The following is a 17455-nucleotide window of genomic DNA, read 5'->3' on the forward strand; positions in this document are numbered from 1 at the left end:
CCCCGAGGACTGAGCATGGCGTTCCGCGACCGCGGGATCGAGATCAAGACCCCCGAGCAGATCGACCTGATGCGGGTGGCGGGCCGGCTCGTGGGCGAGACCCTCGAGCTGCTCCGCGAGGCGACCCGTCCCGGCATCACCACGCTCGAGCTCGACACCCTCGCGGAGACCAACATCCGCGACCACGGCGGCATCCCGTCGTTCAAGGGCTACAGCCACCCGCCGTTCCCGGCCACGATCTGCGCCTCGGTCAACGACGAGGTGGTCCACGGCATCCCCGGGCCGCGCACCCTGGCCGAGGGCGACGTGATCTCCATCGACTGCGGCGCGATCGTGGAGGGCTGGCACGGCGACGCCGCCATCACCGTCCCGGTCGGCGAGGTCGCCGACGACGTACGCGAGCTGCTGCGGGTCACCGAGGAGTCCCTGTGGCGCGGCATGGCCGCAGCCCGGCTCGGTGGCCGCGTCACCGACATCAGCCACGCCATCGAGACCTACGTCCGGGGGGAGGGGCGCTACGGCATCCTCGAGGACTACACCGGCCACGGCATCGGCACCGAGATGCACATGGCCCCCAACGTGCCCAACTACGGCCGGCGCGGCCGCGGTCCCTCGATCGTGGAGGGCCTCGCCCTGGCCGTGGAGCCGATGGTGACGCTGGGCAGCAAGCACACCGACCTGCTCGAGGACGAGTGGACCGTCGCCACGGTCGACGGCTCGATGTCGGCCCACTTCGAGCACACCTTCACGGTGACCCCGCAGGGCGCCTGGGTGCTCACCGCCGTCGACGGCGGCGCGGCACGCCTGGGCGAGCTCGGCGTCCCATTCGGCGGACGCTGACGCCCGAATCGCTGGGGCCCGCGCGGCCGTGACAGACTGGTCCGGCTGGAGGGGAGTATTCCCCGACGGTGGTGCCGTCATCACGGTGTCGCGCGAGCGGCGCCCGGTGCCATCGGTTCGCCCATCTAGGTGAGCGGAAGAGACCTCCGGTGGCCGCGCTCTGCGCGGACACCGAAACTCACCTTCACCCCTAGGAGCCAACAGCGTGGACGTCCCCACCTGGGTCTGGATCGCGACCTTCGTCGTGACCATCGCCGTGTTCACCTTCGACCTCGTCATCGTCGGCCGTCGCCCGCACGAGCCGAGCATGAAGGAGTGCGCGACCTACCTCTCGGTCTACGTCGGCCTCGCCATCGTCTTCGGCATCGGCGTGTGGTTGACCTGGGACCACCAGCACGGCCTGGAGTTCTTCTCCGGCTGGCTCGTGGAGTACTCCCTGTCGATCGACAACCTCTTCATCTTCATCATCATCATGGCGAAGTTCGCGGTGCCCAAGGAGCTCCAGCAGTACGCCCTGATGATCGGCATCGTGATGGCGCTGGTCATGCGCGCGATCTTCATTGGCGTGGGCGCGGCTGCGATCAACAACTTCAGCTGGGTCTTCTACCTCTTCGGCCTGTTCCTCATCTACACCGCCGCCAAGCTCGCCAAGGAGGGCGCGGAGGACGAGGACGACGAGTTCGAGGAGAACAAGCTCGTCGCCTTCATCGAACGGCGGTTCCCGGCCACGTCCGAGTGGCACGGCAAGAAGCTGCTGGTCAGCGGCGAGGGCGCCAAGAAGATGATCACCCCGATGTTCATCGTGATCATCACCCTCGGCACGACCGACCTGCTGTTCGCGCTCGACTCCATCCCCGCGATCTTCGGCATCACCAAGGAGCCCTACCTGGTGCTCACGGCCAACATCTTCGCGCTGATGGGCCTGCGCCAGCTCTACTTCCTCATCGGCGGCCTGCTCGAGCGTTTGATCTACCTCTCCTACGGCCTGGCGTTCCTGCTCGCCTTCATCGGCGTGAAGCTGATCCTGCACGCCATGCACGAGAACGAGCTGTCCTTCATCAACGGCGGCCACCACATAGAGTGGGCCCCGGAGATCCCGATCTGGCTCTCGCTGGTCGTCATCGTCGCCACGCTGGCCGTCACGGCGGTGCTGTCGCTGTGGGCCTCCAGCCGGATGACGCCCGAGCAGCAGGACGCGGCCACCGGCCCGCGCCGCGACTGGGAGGACGACTGAGCTGACGCCGGGTCGAGGCCCGGGGCTGGTCAACAGCCTCGGGCGACCCGGCGTACGGCCTCGGCGTCGGCGGTGGTGAGGGGCAGGTCCCACGCCACCGCCACCCGGAGGTACTTCGTCACGTAGGTGCAGCGGTAGCGTCGCCACGTCGGCAGCCAGTCGGCCGGCCCGTCGGCCTCCTTGGCCTCGTTGGCACGCGCAGAGACCGCCAGCAGCTCGCGGCGTACGTCGTTGGCGAAGGCGGTGCGTCGGCGCGGGGTCCAGGCCCAGGCGCCGCCGTGCCAGGCCCGTGCCAGCGGGTACACGTGGTCGATCGAGATGTAGAAGCCGTCGTCGCGCCACGTCATCCGCTCGCCCGTGTAGGGGTCGCGCAACCGGGCCTCGTAGATCCGGCACCGCGACCCCCACCGCATCTCGATGTCCGTCATCTGCATGAGCAGGACGTCCTCGCGGGTGGTGCAGCCGTTGTGGCCCCCGGCGCCGTCGTGGTCGTCGGTCCACGGCTCGCCGAAGACGCAGGCCCCGGGATCGCAGTCGCGGTCGTAGCCGGGGTGGTAGCCGATGTCGTCGACGGTGCGGACCTGCCCGAGGAGTGCGAGGACCCGCTCGGCGCCCGGCGTCGCCGGTCGCTCGGCAGGCGCGGCGACGGCCGAGCCGGAGAGGCCCAGCGCGAGGATGCCGGCAGCGATCAGGTGACGCACTGGTTGACGCTGGGGGAGTTGTCGGACCCGCGCGTCATCCGCAGGTCGAGGCAGATCGGGTCGCGCGTGCGCACGAGCAGGCGCCTCTTCGTGGTGGAGCCGTAGGACTGGGTGTCGTCGCGGTAGTAGCTGAAGGAGTCGCCCTCCTCGAGCTCGACGGGTGCGTTCCACTCGAACAGCACGCCCCGCGCCGTACGACGACCGGTGAGCGTCGGCGCCTCCGTCAGCACGTCGGGCACGAGCGGTGAGGGGGTCACCGACCCGGACGGCACCACGACGCCGGGGTCCTCCTCGCCGCCACCGCCGAGGACGACGTAGCCCAGGACGACGGCGAGCACGGCGGCGGCCACTCCGGCCCACACGAGCCGGGACACACCGCCGCGGCCGTCGCCGTCGTCGGTGGCGGGTGCGGGGTCCTGGGCGGCGATGCGGCGCGGCCCGCTGGCCGAGATCACGGTCACCGGCTTCATCGCGGTGGCGTCCTCGGGAGCGTCGGGCACCTCCGGGGGCGCGACCGAGGCGTCGGGGCGGTCACCCTCGACGGCGACGGCGGTGCGCGCCCAGCCGGCGGCGGACTCGATGCGCTGCAGCGCGCGGGCCAGCTCGAGGGCGCTCTGCGGCCGGTGCTCGGGCTTCTTGGCCAGGCACTGCTGCAGGAGGCGGTCGAGTGCCGGTGGCACGTCGGGTCGCTGCGTGGCCGGGGGAGCGGCGTGGAGGATGCGGGCGCTCAGCGCCCGCGTCGAGTTGTCACCCGAGGGGATCGCGAAGGGGGAGCGCCCCACCAGCAGGTGCCAGATGGTGGCGCCGAGCGAGTAGACGTCGGAGGCCACGGAGCCGTTGGAGCGGCCGTCGAGCAGCTCGGGCGGCGACCAGGGGTAGGAGATCCGGACGTCGCTGTCGCCCTCGACCTCGGCCATGTGTCCCGCGATGCCGAAGTCGGTGAGCGCGGGCTCGTGGTAGGTCGTGACAAGGACGTTGCTCGGCTTGATGTCGCGGTGGAGGATCCCCGAGCGGTGCGCGGTCTCGATCGCGCTGGCGAGCTTGATGCCCGTGGAGACCGCGTCGACGGGTGCCATCGGGTTGGACCGCACGCGGACCCCGAGGTCGGGCGGCGGGCAGTAGCGCATGACCAGGAAGGGACGCCCGCCCTCGGCGGTCACCCCGGCCGTGATCACCGAGACGATGTAGGGGTGGTCGGCCAGCCGGGCCATCGCGTTGGCCTCGGCGGTGAAGAGGTACTTCTCGCGGTCGGTCAGCGGCACGTCGGGACGCACGACCTTGACCGCGACGCGCTGGCGGGGCCACTGCTGCTCGTAGAGGAAGACGTCGGCGAAGCCGCCGCTGCCCAGGTGCTCGACGAACGCGAACCCGGGGATGACCGGGGCGCTCACCGGGCAACCGCCCCCGTCTCGAAGCGGACGGCATAGACGTGCGCCATGTCCAGGACCGTACCGGGCTCGAGCACGTAGGCGTCGCCGGGGCGCATCCGCTGTGGTTCGCGGCCGGGCGGGGCGATCGTGGTGCCGCCACGGCTGTCGAGGTCGCGGGCCACGACGTCCCAGCCGTCGAGCTCGATCTGCAGGTGGCGCCGCGAGACGAACGAGTGGTCCTTGGGCAGGTGCACGAGGTGCGGCCAGTCGGTGCTGCCGTCGGCCGGTGCCGGCTTGCGGCCGAGGATGACGCCCCGGTCCAGCGGGACGACCTCGCCGGTCGGCAGGCGCAGCCCGCCGAGCGACGGGCGCTCCACCCGGCGCGGCTCCTGAGGGGCGACCCGCTGGTGGCAGACCCGGCACTGCGGCGCGATCGGCGGCGTGAGGTGCCCGAGCGGACAGCTCACCGCCAGCACGGTCGGCACACTGCTCTGGGTCAGGTGTGCCGGCCGGTGCGTGGTGGACCCGTCGTGGTCGTCGGCGGGCGAGCTGTGCGGCTCGGAGGGCTCGCGGATCGTGGTGTGGGTGCCCTGCTCGATCCGCTCGACCATCAGCGGGTCGGGCTCGGAGGTGTCGGGCAGCGCGCCGGTGTCCTCGACCGGGCGCAGCACGCGGGTGCGCGGCGGCGGCCCGTCGGGACCCTTGGCCGCGAGGATGTCGGCGGGGATCCCGTCGATGAGGGCCGCGGAGGGAGGCGGGGCCTCCACCTCCTGGGCACGGTGCGCCGGGGCCGTGCGCGCCGAGAGCGGCTTGAGCTCGACGCGGTCCGCGCCGACGACGCCGCCGACGAGGCGGCGCGTGGTGGTCAGCTGGTGGGGGTCGTCGCCGCCGTCGAGGCTGAGCACCCGGGACGGTCCGGCGAGCCGGACGTGGCCGCTGCCGCGCGACAGCGTCGAGGAGGCCCCGGAGGTGAAGTCGACGAGCGCCAGGCCGGGCGGGTCACCGTCGAAGTGCTTCTCCACGATGGCCATCACCCGCTCGACGACGGGCGCGCCCGAGGGCGCGGTCATGGCCAGCACGTCCCAGATCTCCTGGACGACCTGCTCGTCCCCCGGATCGGTCAGCAGCACCCAGTGGGCACCACTGCCGAGAAGCACGCCGCCCCCTGCGGCGTACCTCGCTTCCACGATCAACGTCGGCTCCCCTCGTCCACGCCCACCGCTCCATCATCACCCATCACGGCGCGGCGGCGCACGCCGTCCCGACTTGTCGGAACCTCGACCCGCTACATACCCTCCTGCTGGGTGACTGCGGCGGGCGCACGTCATTCGTGGGCCAAGGGGGCTGGCGTGACGCGAACGTCGTTCGTGCGTCGACACCGCGCGGGCATCGCGTCGGGTGCCGCGCTGGCCGTTGCCGCCTCCGCCCTGGTCGTCTACGCGGTCACTGCCGACGGCTACAAGTCGCACGAGGCCGACCTCAACGACGGTGGCGTCTGGGTCGTGAACGGCAAGAAGGGCTGGTCGGGTCGGCTGAACAAGCCGATCAACCAGCTCGACGGCGTCGTGCCGAGCCAGGACGGCAAGGCCCGCCTCGACGTGGTGCAGGACGGCGCGGCCGTCGTGACCCTCAACCTCGACGCCAGCCGCGGCCAGGCCATCGAGACGACCCGGCTGGAGGCGCAGGACGGCGGCTCGGCCGCGGTCCCGACCCTCGGTGACGTCGGCATGGGCGGCGGCACGCTCGCCAGCGTCGACGCCGAGACCGGCGAGGTCTGGGCGGTCCGCTACGACAACCAGGTCGGCCAGCCCGTGATGACCGGCGTCGACCGGCAGTCCAAGCCGCTCGCCAAGGTCGGCAAGGGCGCCGCGATGGCGGTGGGCCAGGACGGCACCATCGTGGTCACCTCGGCCGACAAGGGCACGGTCACCACCGTGTCGTCGAGCGGCCTGGTCCTCGAGGAGCCCGAGACCCGCGACCTCCCCGGGGACGCCGGCCAGGTCAGTGCTGTCACCACGGTGGGCGACCGGGTCGTCACCCTCGACGCCGACGCCGGCGCGCTCCGCGTCCTCGACGGGACGACCGTCCAGGTCCCGCCCGACAGCGAGCTCCAGCAGCCCGGCCCCGCCGCCGACGCGGTGCTCGTGGGCGCCCCCGAGGGCCTCCTCAGCGTCGACCTGGACTCCGGGGACATCACGACCATCTCCACCCGGACCGGCACGGCCGTGGCGCCCGTACGCCTCGGCGCGTGCGTCTTCGGCGCCTGGTCCGGCGGCCGGGGCGCCGTGTCCGTGCAGTGCGGCGGCCAGGTCGTCACCGACGAGCAGCTCGGCGGCGACGCCACCAGCCTGTCGTTCCGGGTGAACCGCGGCGAGATCGTCCTCAACGACGCCCTCAGCGGCACCGTGTGGGACGTCCAGCAGGAGCACCCGGTCAAGATCGACAACTGGGAGGCCTTCACCTCGAAGAAGAAGGACGACGAGGAGGAGGACAAGGACGAGAACGAGAGCCAGGCCGACAAGCGGCCGCCGCAGGCCAAGCCCGACGCGTACGGTGTCCGCGCCGGCCGGACCACGGTCCTGCACCCGCTCGACAACGACTCCGCGCCCGACGGCCGCCTGCTGAGCATCGTCGACGTCGACCAGCCCACCGGCGGCGCGCGGGTGGAGATCAGCCCCGACGGGCAGACCCTCGTCCTGCAGATGCCCGACAAGGGCCGGCCGGCGAGCTTCGACTACTTCATCGACGACGGCCGTGACGGGCTGTCCGCCCACGCCGCCGTCTCCGTCGACGTGCGCGAGCCCGGGCAGAACCAGCCGCCGGACGTGCGCCAGGGCTACAAGAAGCCCACCTACAAGGTGCCGCACGGCGGCGCGCTCGACGTCCCGGTCCTCGCCGACTGGCGCGACGACGCCGACGGCGACACGCTGCTCCTCGACTCCGCGCAGGCCGTGGGCGGCGAGGAGAACGGCGCGGTGGCCCGCACCACCGCCGACGGCCGGATCCGCTTCACTGCCCCCAGCACCCGCGCCGACGGCCAGCAGCTGGTCCGCGTCGAGTTCGCCGTCACCGACGGCCGGTCCGCGCCGGTGAAGCGCTCGATGAGCTTCCAGGTCCAGGCGCCCCAGGACCAGAAGTCCTTCCCGCCGTCCGCCGAGCCCGACGTGGTGCGCGGCGAGGCCGGCAAGCCGATCAAGATCCGACCGCTCCTCAACGACCTGCCCGGCTCCGACCCGGCCACCCCCAACGCCGAGCTCGTGCTCGGCGGCAAGGTGCCCCAGCAGCCCGGCGCCAAGGTGGTCTCCGACCTCGACGCCGGCACGCTGACCTTCACCGGCGAGCGTCCCGGCACCTACTTCCTCAGCTACGACGCGGGCTACGGCAACGCCGACCTCGACCAGGGCACCATCCGCGTCGACGTGAAGCCCCGCCCGAAGCGGGCCGCGGACCCGATCGCGATGCCCGACACCCTCACCGTCTACGGCCAGGCGCCCGGCGTCGTCGACGTGCTCGCCAACGACCTCGACCCCGCGGGCGGGCTGCTGACGGTCACCCGGGCCGCCGGGGACCGTGTCGGCCAGCTCGACGTGGCCATCATCGACGGGCGCTGGCTGCGGATCTCGGCGATCCAGCCGCAGCTCTCGCCCCGCACCCAGACCGTCTCCTACACCATCAGCAACGGGTCGAACTCCGGTGTGCGCGGCGAGGTCGTGCTCACCCAGCGTGACGCGCCGGCGGACAACACGCCCATCACCGTGGCCGACAAGGTCGTCGTCCGCGCCGGAGCGTCGGTGTCCGCGCCGGTCCTCGACAACGACGTCTCCCCGGCGGGTGACCGGCTGACGCTGGTCAGTGACCTCGTCGACACCGAGGTCCCCGGCGAGCTCGAGGTCGTGGCGCCCATCGACGTCACCGGCGACGTCGGCAAGGCCTTCGTCTCCGGTCGGATGGTCCGCTACGTGGCGCCCGAACGCATCGCCGAGCGCGACACCTTCACCGTCAGCTACGTCGCGCAGAACCTCGACGGCAACCGGGCCACCGGTCGCCTCCAGGTGACGATCGTGCCCGCCGACGACCCCAACGACCCGCCGGAGCCGCCGACGCTGGAGGGCCGCGCGGTCTCCGGTGACACGGTGAAGGTCCGGGTCCCGGGGGTCGGGGTCGACCGCAACGGCGACCCGGTCACCGTCACCGGCATCACGTCCGCGCCGCGCCTGGGCCGCATCGTGTCCTTCGGCGGCAACTTCCTGGAGTACCAGGCCTACCCGCGCACGGTCGGCACCGACGAGTTCAGCTACTCGGTCGTCGACTCCCAGGGCGCCTTCGCGACGGGCACCGTGCGCGTCGCGGTCGTCGAGCCGGGCCAGCCCCAGCCGCCCCTGGCGGTCGAGGACCGGCTCACCGTCGAGCCCGGCCGCACAGCCACGTTCGACCCGCTCGCCAACGACTTCGTGGCCCCCGGTGACACCGTGGACGTGGAGCTGCTCAGCGGCCCCGACAACGCCGAGCTGGACCCCACGACGAACCTCGTGACCGTGCCCGCGCCCGACGACCTCGCGGCGCCGCCCGTCCAGATCGTCTACCGCGTCACCAACGGGATCAGCGAGTCCCGCTCGACGATGACGCTCGACACCGTGGAGGACTACGACAACCCGCCGATCGTCTACGACGCGTTCGGGCGCGCGGGCGACAGCGGCAGCGTCGTGGTCGACGTGCTCGAGGGCGCCTACGACCCCGACGGCCCGGCGGAGGACCTCGAGGTGGTCGCCGTCGCCGGCGACGCGCGGGTGGTCGACGGCGTCGAGGTGCGGGCCGAGCGCGGCGCGGCGCCCCAGGTGCTGCCGTTCCAGGTCCGCGACGGCGACGGTGCCTCGGCCTCGGCCTCGGTCTACATCCCACCGACCGGCACCGGACTGCCCTCGGTCATCCCGGGCGCGCTGATCGAGCTCGACCCGGGGGAGACCACCACCGGGAAGGTCACCGACTACATCGAGGCGCCCGAGGGCTTCGAGGTGCGCCTCGCGTCGGGCCGGCGCTCGTACGCCACCTCGCCGACCGCGCTGACGGCCGGCCCCGACGGCGACAACCGCTTCACCCTGTCGGCGCCGGCGTCCTACCGCGGTCCCGGCGCACTGCTCGTCGAGGTCACCACGGCGAGCGACGCCACCGGCAACGAGGACACCACGACCACCGAGGACGGCGCGACGGTGCTGCTCTCGATCCCGGTCTACGTGGGTGACAACAAGCCGTCGCTGGAGTGCCCCACGGCCGTCGTCCCGATCTCGGCGGGTCAGCGCTTCGACCTCGACGTCGCCACCTTCTGCAAGGTCTACACCGACGACCCGCGCGAGGCGGCCGGCCTGTCCTACGAGGCCGAGTGGAGCCAGGGCATCGACGGCCTCGACGTCGGCAGCCCGGAGGGCTCGGTCGTCACGGTCACCGCGGCCGACACCGCCACGGAGGGCGGCGAGGCGGTGCTGTCCGTCCGGGCCGGCGAGAGCAACACCGAGGTGGTGCGCTTCCGGCTCGCCCAGGCGCCGCCGCCCAAGCTGGCGCCGATCAAGGTGGAGACCATGGAGGCGGGCCAGACCCGCACCTTCGACATGTCCGCCTACCTCACCGCAGGCGTGGCCGACCCCGACCCCACCATCGTCTCGGTCGACGGCGGCGCGGGCTCCGGCGTCCGCGCGAGCTTCGAGGGCGGCCGGCTCACCCTGACCGCCGCCAAGGACACCCGGGGTGCCAAGGTCGGCTTCCGGATCGTGGTCAGCGACATCTCCTCCTCCGACCCGCCCGCCACGCGCCGCGCCGAGGGCCGCATCGAGTTCCAGGTGGTCGGCACGCCGTCCCCGCCGGGAGAGCCGCGTCCCTACCCGAACTCCGACCAGGTCGGCACCGTCCAGATGTCGTGGGCGCCGCCGGACGACGACGGCGGGGCGCCGATCCTCTACTACTGGGTGAAGGAGGAGCGCTCGGGCGACCGCCAGCGCTGCGACACCAACGAGTGCGTCTTCCGCAAGCTCAAGACCGGCGGCAGGTACAGCTTCCGGGCGGCGGCGGTCAACCGCGTCGGCCAGAGCGAGTGGAGCGGGCTGTCGCAGTCGGCGCAGGCCGACACCGCGCCGGGCCGCGTGCAGAACATGCGGATGATCGACCGCGGCGACGGCACGATCACGGTCGCGTGGGACAAGCCCTCGACCAAGACCTCGAGGATCCTCGACTACACCATCACCTGGATCGGCGGCCGGGCCGTCGTGGGCGGCGAGCAGACGTCTTACACCGCGGTGGGGCTGAACAACAACGAGAAGTACGTCTTCACGGTGAAGGCGCACAACAAGGTCGACTACTCCCTGCCGCGGTCGTCGCCGGAGATGCAGCCGCTCGGCACGCCGCCGGCGCCGGCCGCGCCCACGGTGACCGACCTCGAGACCGGCGCGAACCAGACCAGCCTGCGCCTCGGCTGGCAGGCGGTCCTGCCCGAGGGCCCCGGCCCGACGGTCTACACCGTCAGCTACAGCAACGGCCGCACGAGCGGTGCGGTGCCCGGCTGCCAGAAGATCGCCTCGCTGACCTGCGTCCACGCCGGTGTGGCGTACGACGGGCTGGTCTACAGCTACCGGGTGACGGCGGCCAACATCACCAACCGGTCCGCGCCGAGCGACGCGGTCTCCTACGAGGCCGTCGGTCGTCCCGCCGCGTGGGGTGCGTTCCAGGCGTACGCCACCGGCAACAGCCAGGAGGCGGAGATCCAGTACACCGTGCCGGATGCGCGGGGTGCGACGAGCAAGGTCGACATCCTGGTCGGCGGGCTGGTGCAGAAGACCTTCGCCCAGCAGACCGGCGCCCACACCGAGCGCATCCCGGTGCCCAGCAACGAGCAGCCCTACCCGATCCAGCTCCGGGTCTGCAACGAGAACGCCCCGGCCGGGTGCACGCTCAGCGGGCAGCAGAACGTCCAGACCTACGGGCGCCTCGACGGGATGCTCGCCGACGTGGGACCCGCTGCGGTCAACGGCCTCAACCTGACGTGGACCATCACCGGCACCAGCAACGGCAACCCCGCCGAGCTCGCGATCTCCATCAACGGTGGGGCCGAGGACGTGATCCAGCTCGGCCCGGTCGGCGCCTTCAGCCAGTCCTACTCCACCACGGCCGGCGGCTACGACACGGACGTCTCGATCCGCGTGACGCTGCGTGACTCCAACCCGGGCAACCGTGGGTCGGACAGCAGCTTCCGCACCGACCGGAGCGGGCCGCCCCCACCACCGAGGATCCACGCCTACCGCTCGCCGTGCAGCGACGACCCCAACTCGCAGCTCCAGGCCTGCAGCGTGAAGAACCCCGTCGAGGGCGTCGGGTGCAAGGCGGCCTTCTGCGGCTTCCTGGTCGTCATCACCGAGGACCTGCGCTCCCCGACCACCTGCGGTGTCGGCCACTCGATCGAGGGCAACGACACGATCCGCGTCAACAACAACAACACCCAGGTCCGCGGCAGGGTCTACCTCAACGGGTTCGTCGAGGTGACGTGCGACGACGACGGCAACGGCCCACGACTACCGGGCAGCTCGGGCTCCATCGAGTGGTCCAAGCTCCCAACCATCTAGTGAGGACGACATGACGATCAGCCATGAACAGGCCGAGTGGTTCAAGACCACGTTCGACCAGCTCACCGACAACATGGAGAAGGCCGTCCTCGGCAAGCGCCACGTGGTGCGCCTGGCGCTGACCTGCCTGCTCTCCGAGGGCCACATCCTGCTCGAGGACTTCCCGGGCACGGGCAAGACGATGCTGGCGCGGGCGCTGGCCAACACGGTGCAGGGCAGCCACGCCCGGATCCAGTTCACGCCCGACCTGCTGCCCTCCGACGTCACCGGCGTGACCGTCTACGACCAGCACAAGGGCACCTTCGAGTTCCACCCCGGCCCGATCTTCCACACGATCGTGCTGGCCGACGAGATCAACCGGGCCTCGCCGAAGACCCAGTCCGCGCTGCTCGAGGTCATGGAGGAGGGCCGGGTCACCGTCGACGGCGTCGCCCACCCGGTGGGCAAGCCGTTCCTCGTCATCGCGACCCAGAACCCCATCGAGCAGGCCGGCACCTACCGCCTCCCCGAGGCGCAGCTCGACCGCTTCCTGATGAAGACCTCGGTGGGCTACCCCGACCGGCAGGCCACCGTCGAGCTCCTCAACAACGCCGCGGTCCGTGACCGCGCCGCCCTCGTCACGCCGGTGATCACCGCGGCGACCATCGCGCAGATGAGCGGCCTGGCCGACGAGGTCTACGTCGACCCGGCCGTGGTCGGCTACGTCGCCGAGCTCGCCGAGGAGTCCCGTCGCCAGCCGCACGTCAAGCTCGGGCTGTCGGCTCGTGGGTGCCTGGCGTTCGTGCGGGTGGCCAAGACCTGGGCCGCCGCCGACGGCCGCGACCACGTCGTCCCCGACGACATCAAGGACCTCGCCGAGCCGGTGCTCTCGCACCGCCTGCTGCTCGACGCCGAGGCGCAGTTCAGCGGCATCGACGTGCAGACCGTGATCTCGCGGCTGCTCGACGCCGTCGCCCCGCCGACCGACCGCGTGGGGGCCTGACCCATCCCATGAGGCAGCGGTTGAACGATGCGCTCGAGGTCATCAAGCCGATCGGCTGGCTGGTCCTCGGGCTCGGGCTGGGCGCGGCGATGGTCGCCACGTTCACGGCGTGGCGCGAGCTCGCCGTGCTCGGCACCGCCTGCCTGCTGCTGCTCGTCCTCGCCGTGCCATTCCTCCTCGGGCGCACCGCGGTCTCGGTCGACCTGAGGCTCCAGCCCGAGCGCGTGGCGGCGGGGGAGTCGGTGGCCGCCGGCGTGCTCGTCGTCAACCGCGCCGCCACCCGGCTGGTGCCCACCACGCTCGAGGTGCCGGTCGGGTCGGCCATCCACCGCTACGGCATCAGCGCGCTGGCACCGGGTGCCGCGCACGAGGAGTCGTTCACGATCCGCACCGAGCGCCGTGGCGTGATCGCCGTGGGACCGGCGATGACGCGGCGCGGCGACCCGGTCGGCCTGTTCTCCCGCGACATGGTCTGGACCCCCGTGCGCGAGGTGCTGGTGCGCCCGCACCTCATCCCGATGGAGTCCCTGGGCGCCGGCCTGCTGCGCGACCTCGAGGGTGTCTCCACCGACGCGGTGAGCCAGAGCGACCTCGCCTTCCACGCGCTGCGCGAGTACGTCCCCGGCGACGACCTGCGCCACATCCACTGGCGGTCCTCGGCCAAGGTGATGGCCTCGACCGGTGAGTCCGCACTGCTGGTGCGCCAGTACCTCGACACCCGCCGCAGCCACGCCACGATCGTGGTCGACGACCGGCTCTCGGCCTGGTCGGACCCCGAGGACTTCGAGACCGCGATGGCGGTCGCGGCGTCGATCGCGGTGCGCGCCGTCCTCGACGAGTTCGACGTCTCCTTCGTCTGCGGCGGTCACGCCTCGACCGGCTCCGACGGCCACCTCGCCCTCGACGCGGTGTGCCGTGCCGACTTCGGCGACCGCGGGCTGGTCGAGTCCGGTCGCCAGGCGAGCTCCCTGGCCCCCGACACCAGCCTGGCGTTCTTCGTCGGGGGCACCGGCACCGAGTTCACCGACCTGCTGAGGTCGGCGGCGGCCTTCCCGCCGGAGGTGCGTCGCTTCGGGATCGTGGTCGAGCCCGGGGGCAACAGCCGCGTCACCGAGACCGGCGGCCTGCCCGTGCTCCACCTGGCCGCCAAGGAGGACCTCGGCGGCCTCCTGCGCTGGAGCGTGCGATGAGGAACTCCGCACGCAACGCAGCCGCCACCGGCACCCGTACCCGGGTCCGCGCGCACCCGCTGCTGCCCGACCGGCACGCGTGGATCGACATCGTCCTCACCCTGGCGCTGGTCGGCGTCGCGCTCAGCGCCTTCGGGTCCTCCTTCACCGGGTCGGCGTACCTCGTGGTCGGGATGATCGGCGCGCTCGTCGCGGTGGTCGTCACCCACCTGACCCGGGCGGCCGGATGGCCCTTCGTCTCGGCCGTCGCGATCTGCCTGGCCGTCTTCTTCCTGCTCGGCGGCCCGCTCTGCCTGCGCTCGCTCGGCGACACCTCGGTGCTCCCCGGGCCCTCGACCCTGGGCCGCGTCACCGACGAGGCGATCTTCGGCTGGAAGGACCTGCTCACCACGCTGCCGCCGGTCGACGGCGACGGACCGCTGCTCGTGCTGCCGTGGCTCGCGGGCATCGTGGCCGGTCTCGTCGGCCTCGGCCTCGCCCACCTGCCGGTGCGTCGCGCCTGGCTGGCGGCGGCCCTGCCCGTGGTCGGGATGACGGCGGTGCTGTCGGGCGCCATCGTGCTCGGCGTACGCCATCCGCAGTCGCTGCTGCTGCAGGGCACCGTCTTCGCGGGCCTGGCTCTCGGGTGGCTGGCGCTCCGGGCCCGTCGGGCGAGCGCCGCGGTGCAGGGTGGCAGCACGTCGTACGTCCGGGGCGCCGGCGCCGTCGCCATGCTGGCCCTGGCCGCCGGCCTGGCCTTCCCGGCCAGCGCCTGGATGGCGGGCACCGACGCCGACCGCACCGTCGCCCGCAACTGGGTCGAGCCGCCCTTCGACATCGGGCGCTACCCCTCGCCGCTCGCCGGCTTCCGCAAGTACGTCGACCTGCAGGGTCGCGACGACAACAGCAACGTCTACGACAAGACGCTGCTCGACATCCAGGGCGTCACCCCCGGCACCCTGGTCCGCTTCGCGACGATGGACCGCTACGACGGCATGGTGTGGGGCGCCACCGACAACGCCCTGCCCGGTCCGGCCGACGACTCCTTCCAGCGCGTCTCCTCCACGATCGACAACCCCGTCGACGGCAAGGAGGTCGACGTCACCGTCACGCTCGGCGAGGGCTGGTCCGGCGTCTGGCTCCCCACCGTCGGGGCGCTGAAGTCGATGAACTTCGAGACCGCCGACGCGCGCGCGAAGGCCGAGATCTTCCGCTACAACCTCGCCACCTCCACGGCCGTCGTGCCGAGCGGCCTCCAGCCGGGCGACCGCTACTCCTTCACCGCGGTCGAGCCCGACGACGAGCTCTCGCCCGAGACCGTCGGCTCGGCGGAGGTGACGCCGCTGCCGCCCGGCGCCGCGTTCATCCAGGGACCCACCGAGAAGTGGACCGAGCAGGCGGCCAACGACCCGATGGACCGCGTCTTCGCCGCGGCCGAGCACCTGCGGTCGCAGGGCAAGTACTCCGACGGCGTGGGCCGCACGGAGCGCATCTACGTGGGCGGCCACAGCGTGTGGCGGCTCTCCGACGAGTTCGTCAACGCCCCGCAGATCGTCGGCAACGACGAGCAGTACGCCGCCACCATGGCCCTGATCGCCAACGACATCGGCGTGCCGGCCCGCGTGGTGCTCGGCGCAGCCGTCCCCGAGGGCGGCCGGGTGATGGGCAAGGACGTCTCGGCGTGGGTCGAGCTCCGGGCCGCGGACGGCTCGTGGCGCACCCTGCCCACCGAGGCCTTCATGTCGAAGACCCCGCCGGCCGACCAGGTGCCGGAGACCAACACCCCGATGTCCGGCACGGTCATCCCGCCGCCGAACCCGATCCCGCCACCGTCCGACGCGGGGGAGCAGAGCGACGCCGACCTCAAGGAGCGCAAGGCCACCCGCAAGAAGGCCGAGCAGGACGAGGGGCTCATCCCCGGCCTCCCCGGCTGGGTGGGCGCCGTGGTCAAGTACGTCGGCCTGCCGCTCCTCCTCGCCGCGCTGGTGCTCGGCGCGATCGTCGCCTTCAAGGCGTGGCGCCGCCACCGCCGTCGCAGCGCCGAGTCCGCCTCCGCCCGCTTCGTGGGCGCGTGGCGGGAGCTGGTCGACCACGCGCGCGACCTCGGCCAGGTGGTGCCGCTCGGCCCCACCGTGACCCGGCGCGAGCAGTCCGTGGGCATCGTGTCCGGCCAGGCCGGCGCCCTCGCGCGTCGCGCGGACAGCTTCGTCTTCGGCCCGAGCGTGCCCGAGAGCGCCGCGGCAGCGACGTACTGGGAGTCGATCGACGCCGAGCGCCGGGCGATGTCGCACGAGGTCGGCCGCTGGCAGCGGCTCCGGGCGGCGGTCAGCCTGCGCTCCCTCCGGCGTACGAGCCCGCGCGCCGCGCGCGAGGCCGGTCCCGGGGCGGGGGACGAGGCCGCCAGCGCCGACGGGCGGGTCGCCGGTGCGCTCGGCCGGCTGCGCGACCTCGCTGATTGGCGTTCTCGAGGGACGCCTGACTAAACTGGTGCGTCGGCCCAACGTGGGCTGTGTTTCGTGGTGCCTCGCGGCTGCCCGGAATCGTGACCGACTCGTCCAGCATGACGGTTCGGCGTGTGCCCGGGAAGAGGCTCCCGGATCCGTCCACGAGGTCCACCGGCCACCTGCGAGCAGGAGCCGGGCGGTTCCCGGGCCACGGTAGACAACACAGCATTTTGATCCAGTACCGCGACAGATTGTGGAGGACATGCCCAAGAAAGAAGGCGTGATCGAGATCGAGGGCACCGTCGTGGAGGCCCTTCCCAACGCCATGTTCCGTGTGGAGCTGGCCAACGGGCACAAGGTGCTCGCGCACATCAGCGGCAAGATGCGACAGCACTACATCCGGATCCTCCCCGAGGACCGGGTCGTGGTGGAGCTCTCGCCGTACGACCTCACCCGGGGTCGGATCGTCTACCGCTACAAGTAACAGCCAGCCGAGTAGCAAGGATTCGTTGACATGAAGGTCAACCCCAGCGTCAAGCCCATCTGTGACAAGTGCAAGGTCATCCGCCGTCACGGCCGGGTCATGGTCATCTGCGAGAACCCCCGCCACAAGCAGCGGCAGGGCTGATCTCCGCGCCGGCTGCGCCGGCGCGTCGATCAGCAGGTGCACCTCACAACTGAAACACCACAACGTGATCGCTAGGCCAGGCACCGCCTGAGTCGAAGTCACCTCCGGAGCACCGGCCGGAGCCCACCCGAGGCGGGATGGGACGCGACACGAACCGAAACCGATGCGAGAACAGACAAGGAAACCGCCACATGGCACGCCTCGTTGGTGTTGACCTCCCGCGCGACAAGCGCATCGAGGTCGCTCTCACCTACATCTACGGCATCGGCCGTACCCGCGCCCAGCAGCTCCTGGCCGCCACCGGCGTCGACCCGAACGCCCGGGTCCACACGCTCGGTGACGAGGAGCTGGTCAAGCTTCGCGACGAGATCGAAGCCAACTTCAAGATCGAGGGTGACCTCCGACGTGAGGTCCAGGCGGACATCCGCCGCAAGATCGAGATCGGCAGCTACCAGGGTCGCCGCCACCGCATGGGCCTCCCGG

General features: G+C 71.9%; 12 protein-coding genes. 9 read left to right on the forward strand and 3 right to left on the reverse strand.

Translation table 11 applies throughout. The annotated features are described in order from the left end of the window. The first annotated feature begins 15 nt into the window (after positions 1-15). Together map and ACE3QY_RS05025 are read left to right on the forward strand one after the other, a co-directional pair. The gene (map, locus tag ACE3QY_RS05020; RefSeq protein ID WP_374454887.1) at positions 16-840 is read left to right on the forward strand and encodes a type I methionyl aminopeptidase; all 825 of its coding nucleotides are present in this window, start codon (positions 16-18) and stop codon (positions 838-840) included. A gap of 205 nt (positions 841-1045) precedes the next feature. After that, complete coding sequence (locus ACE3QY_RS05025) at positions 1046-2074, forward strand: TerC family protein (RefSeq protein WP_374454888.1); 1029 nt, start codon at positions 1046-1048, stop codon at positions 2072-2074. Positions 2075-2103: 29 nt separating this feature from the next. On the opposite strand, the gene ACE3QY_RS05030 is transcribed toward ACE3QY_RS05025, so the two are convergent. Genes ACE3QY_RS05030 through ACE3QY_RS05040 form a run of 3 tightly spaced genes read right to left on the reverse strand, consistent with a single transcriptional unit; the run spans position 2104 to position 5302 of the window. Continuing rightward, positions 2104-2775: an HNH endonuclease family protein gene (locus ACE3QY_RS05030; RefSeq protein WP_374454889.1), complete on the reverse strand. Its 672-nt coding sequence runs from the start codon at positions 2773-2775 to the stop codon at positions 2104-2106. After that, positions 2763-4166: a serine/threonine-protein kinase gene (locus ACE3QY_RS05035; RefSeq protein WP_374454890.1), complete on the reverse strand. Its 1404-nt coding sequence runs from the start codon at positions 4164-4166 to the stop codon at positions 2763-2765. The genes ACE3QY_RS05030 and ACE3QY_RS05035 overlap by 13 nt, the downstream gene beginning before the upstream one ends. Continuing rightward, a complete protein-coding gene (locus ACE3QY_RS05040; protein WP_374454891.1) occupies positions 4163-5302 on the reverse strand; it encodes an FHA domain-containing protein in 1140 nt (379 codons plus the stop codon). The genes ACE3QY_RS05035 and ACE3QY_RS05040 overlap by 4 nt, the downstream gene beginning before the upstream one ends. A 192-nt stretch (positions 5303-5494) precedes the next feature. On the opposite strand from ACE3QY_RS05040, the gene ACE3QY_RS05045 reads away from it, so the two are divergent. The 7 genes from ACE3QY_RS05045 to rpsM form a co-directional block, all read left to right on the forward strand. Then, positions 5495-11749, forward strand: coding sequence for an Ig-like domain-containing protein (locus tag ACE3QY_RS05045; RefSeq protein WP_374454892.1), 6255 nt, complete (start codon positions 5495-5497; stop codon positions 11747-11749). Between the two features lie 10 nt (positions 11750-11759). Continuing rightward, complete coding sequence (locus ACE3QY_RS05050; protein WP_374454893.1) at positions 11760-12731, forward strand: AAA family ATPase; 972 nt, start codon at positions 11760-11762, stop codon at positions 12729-12731. Positions 12732-12751: 20 nt separating this feature from the next. Next, on the forward strand, positions 12752-13921 hold the full coding sequence (locus ACE3QY_RS05055; RefSeq protein WP_374454894.1) for a DUF58 domain-containing protein: 1170 nt from the start codon (positions 12752-12754) through the stop codon (positions 13919-13921). Continuing rightward, positions 13918-16383 carry a transglutaminaseTgpA domain-containing protein gene (locus tag ACE3QY_RS05060; RefSeq protein ID WP_374454895.1) on the forward strand — a complete coding sequence of 822 codons (2466 nt, stop codon included), beginning with the start codon at positions 13918-13920 and terminating at the stop codon, positions 16381-16383. The genes ACE3QY_RS05055 and ACE3QY_RS05060 overlap by 4 nt, the downstream gene beginning before the upstream one ends. A 223-nt stretch (positions 16384-16606) precedes the next feature. Next, a complete protein-coding gene (infA, locus tag ACE3QY_RS05065) occupies positions 16607-16828 on the forward strand; it encodes a translation initiation factor IF-1 (protein WP_056599768.1) in 222 nt (73 codons plus the stop codon). 30 nt (positions 16829-16858) lie between these two features. Then, positions 16859-16972 (forward strand): 50S ribosomal protein L36, encoded by a 114-nt coding sequence (gene rpmJ / locus ACE3QY_RS05070; protein WP_004008316.1) that lies wholly within the window; start codon positions 16859-16861, stop codon positions 16970-16972. Between the two features lie 191 nt (positions 16973-17163). After that, a partial coding sequence (gene rpsM / locus ACE3QY_RS05075) for a 30S ribosomal protein S13 (protein ID WP_374454896.1) occupies positions 17164-17455 on the forward strand: 292 nt, incomplete at its 3' end.

It is taken from the genome of Nocardioides sp. (genome assembly GCF_041913365.1).
Taxonomy (GTDB): Bacteria; Actinomycetota; Actinomycetes; order Propionibacteriales; family Nocardioidaceae; genus Nocardioides.

Coding starts and splice junctions, on each gene's coding strand:
- map (WP_374454887.1), top strand. CDS start 16: ATGGCGTTCCGCGACCGCGGGATCGAGATCAAGACCCCCGAGCAGATC.
- ACE3QY_RS05060 (WP_374454895.1), top strand. CDS start 13,918: ATGAGGAACTCCGCACGCAACGCAGCCGCCACCGGCACCCGTACCCGG.
- rpmJ (WP_004008316.1), top strand. CDS start 16,859: ATGAAGGTCAACCCCAGCGTCAAGCCCATCTGTGACAAGTGCAAGGTC.
- infA (WP_056599768.1), top strand. CDS start 16,607: ATGCCCAAGAAAGAAGGCGTGATCGAGATCGAGGGCACCGTCGTGGAG.
- ACE3QY_RS05050 (WP_374454893.1), top strand. CDS start 11,760: ATGACGATCAGCCATGAACAGGCCGAGTGGTTCAAGACCACGTTCGAC.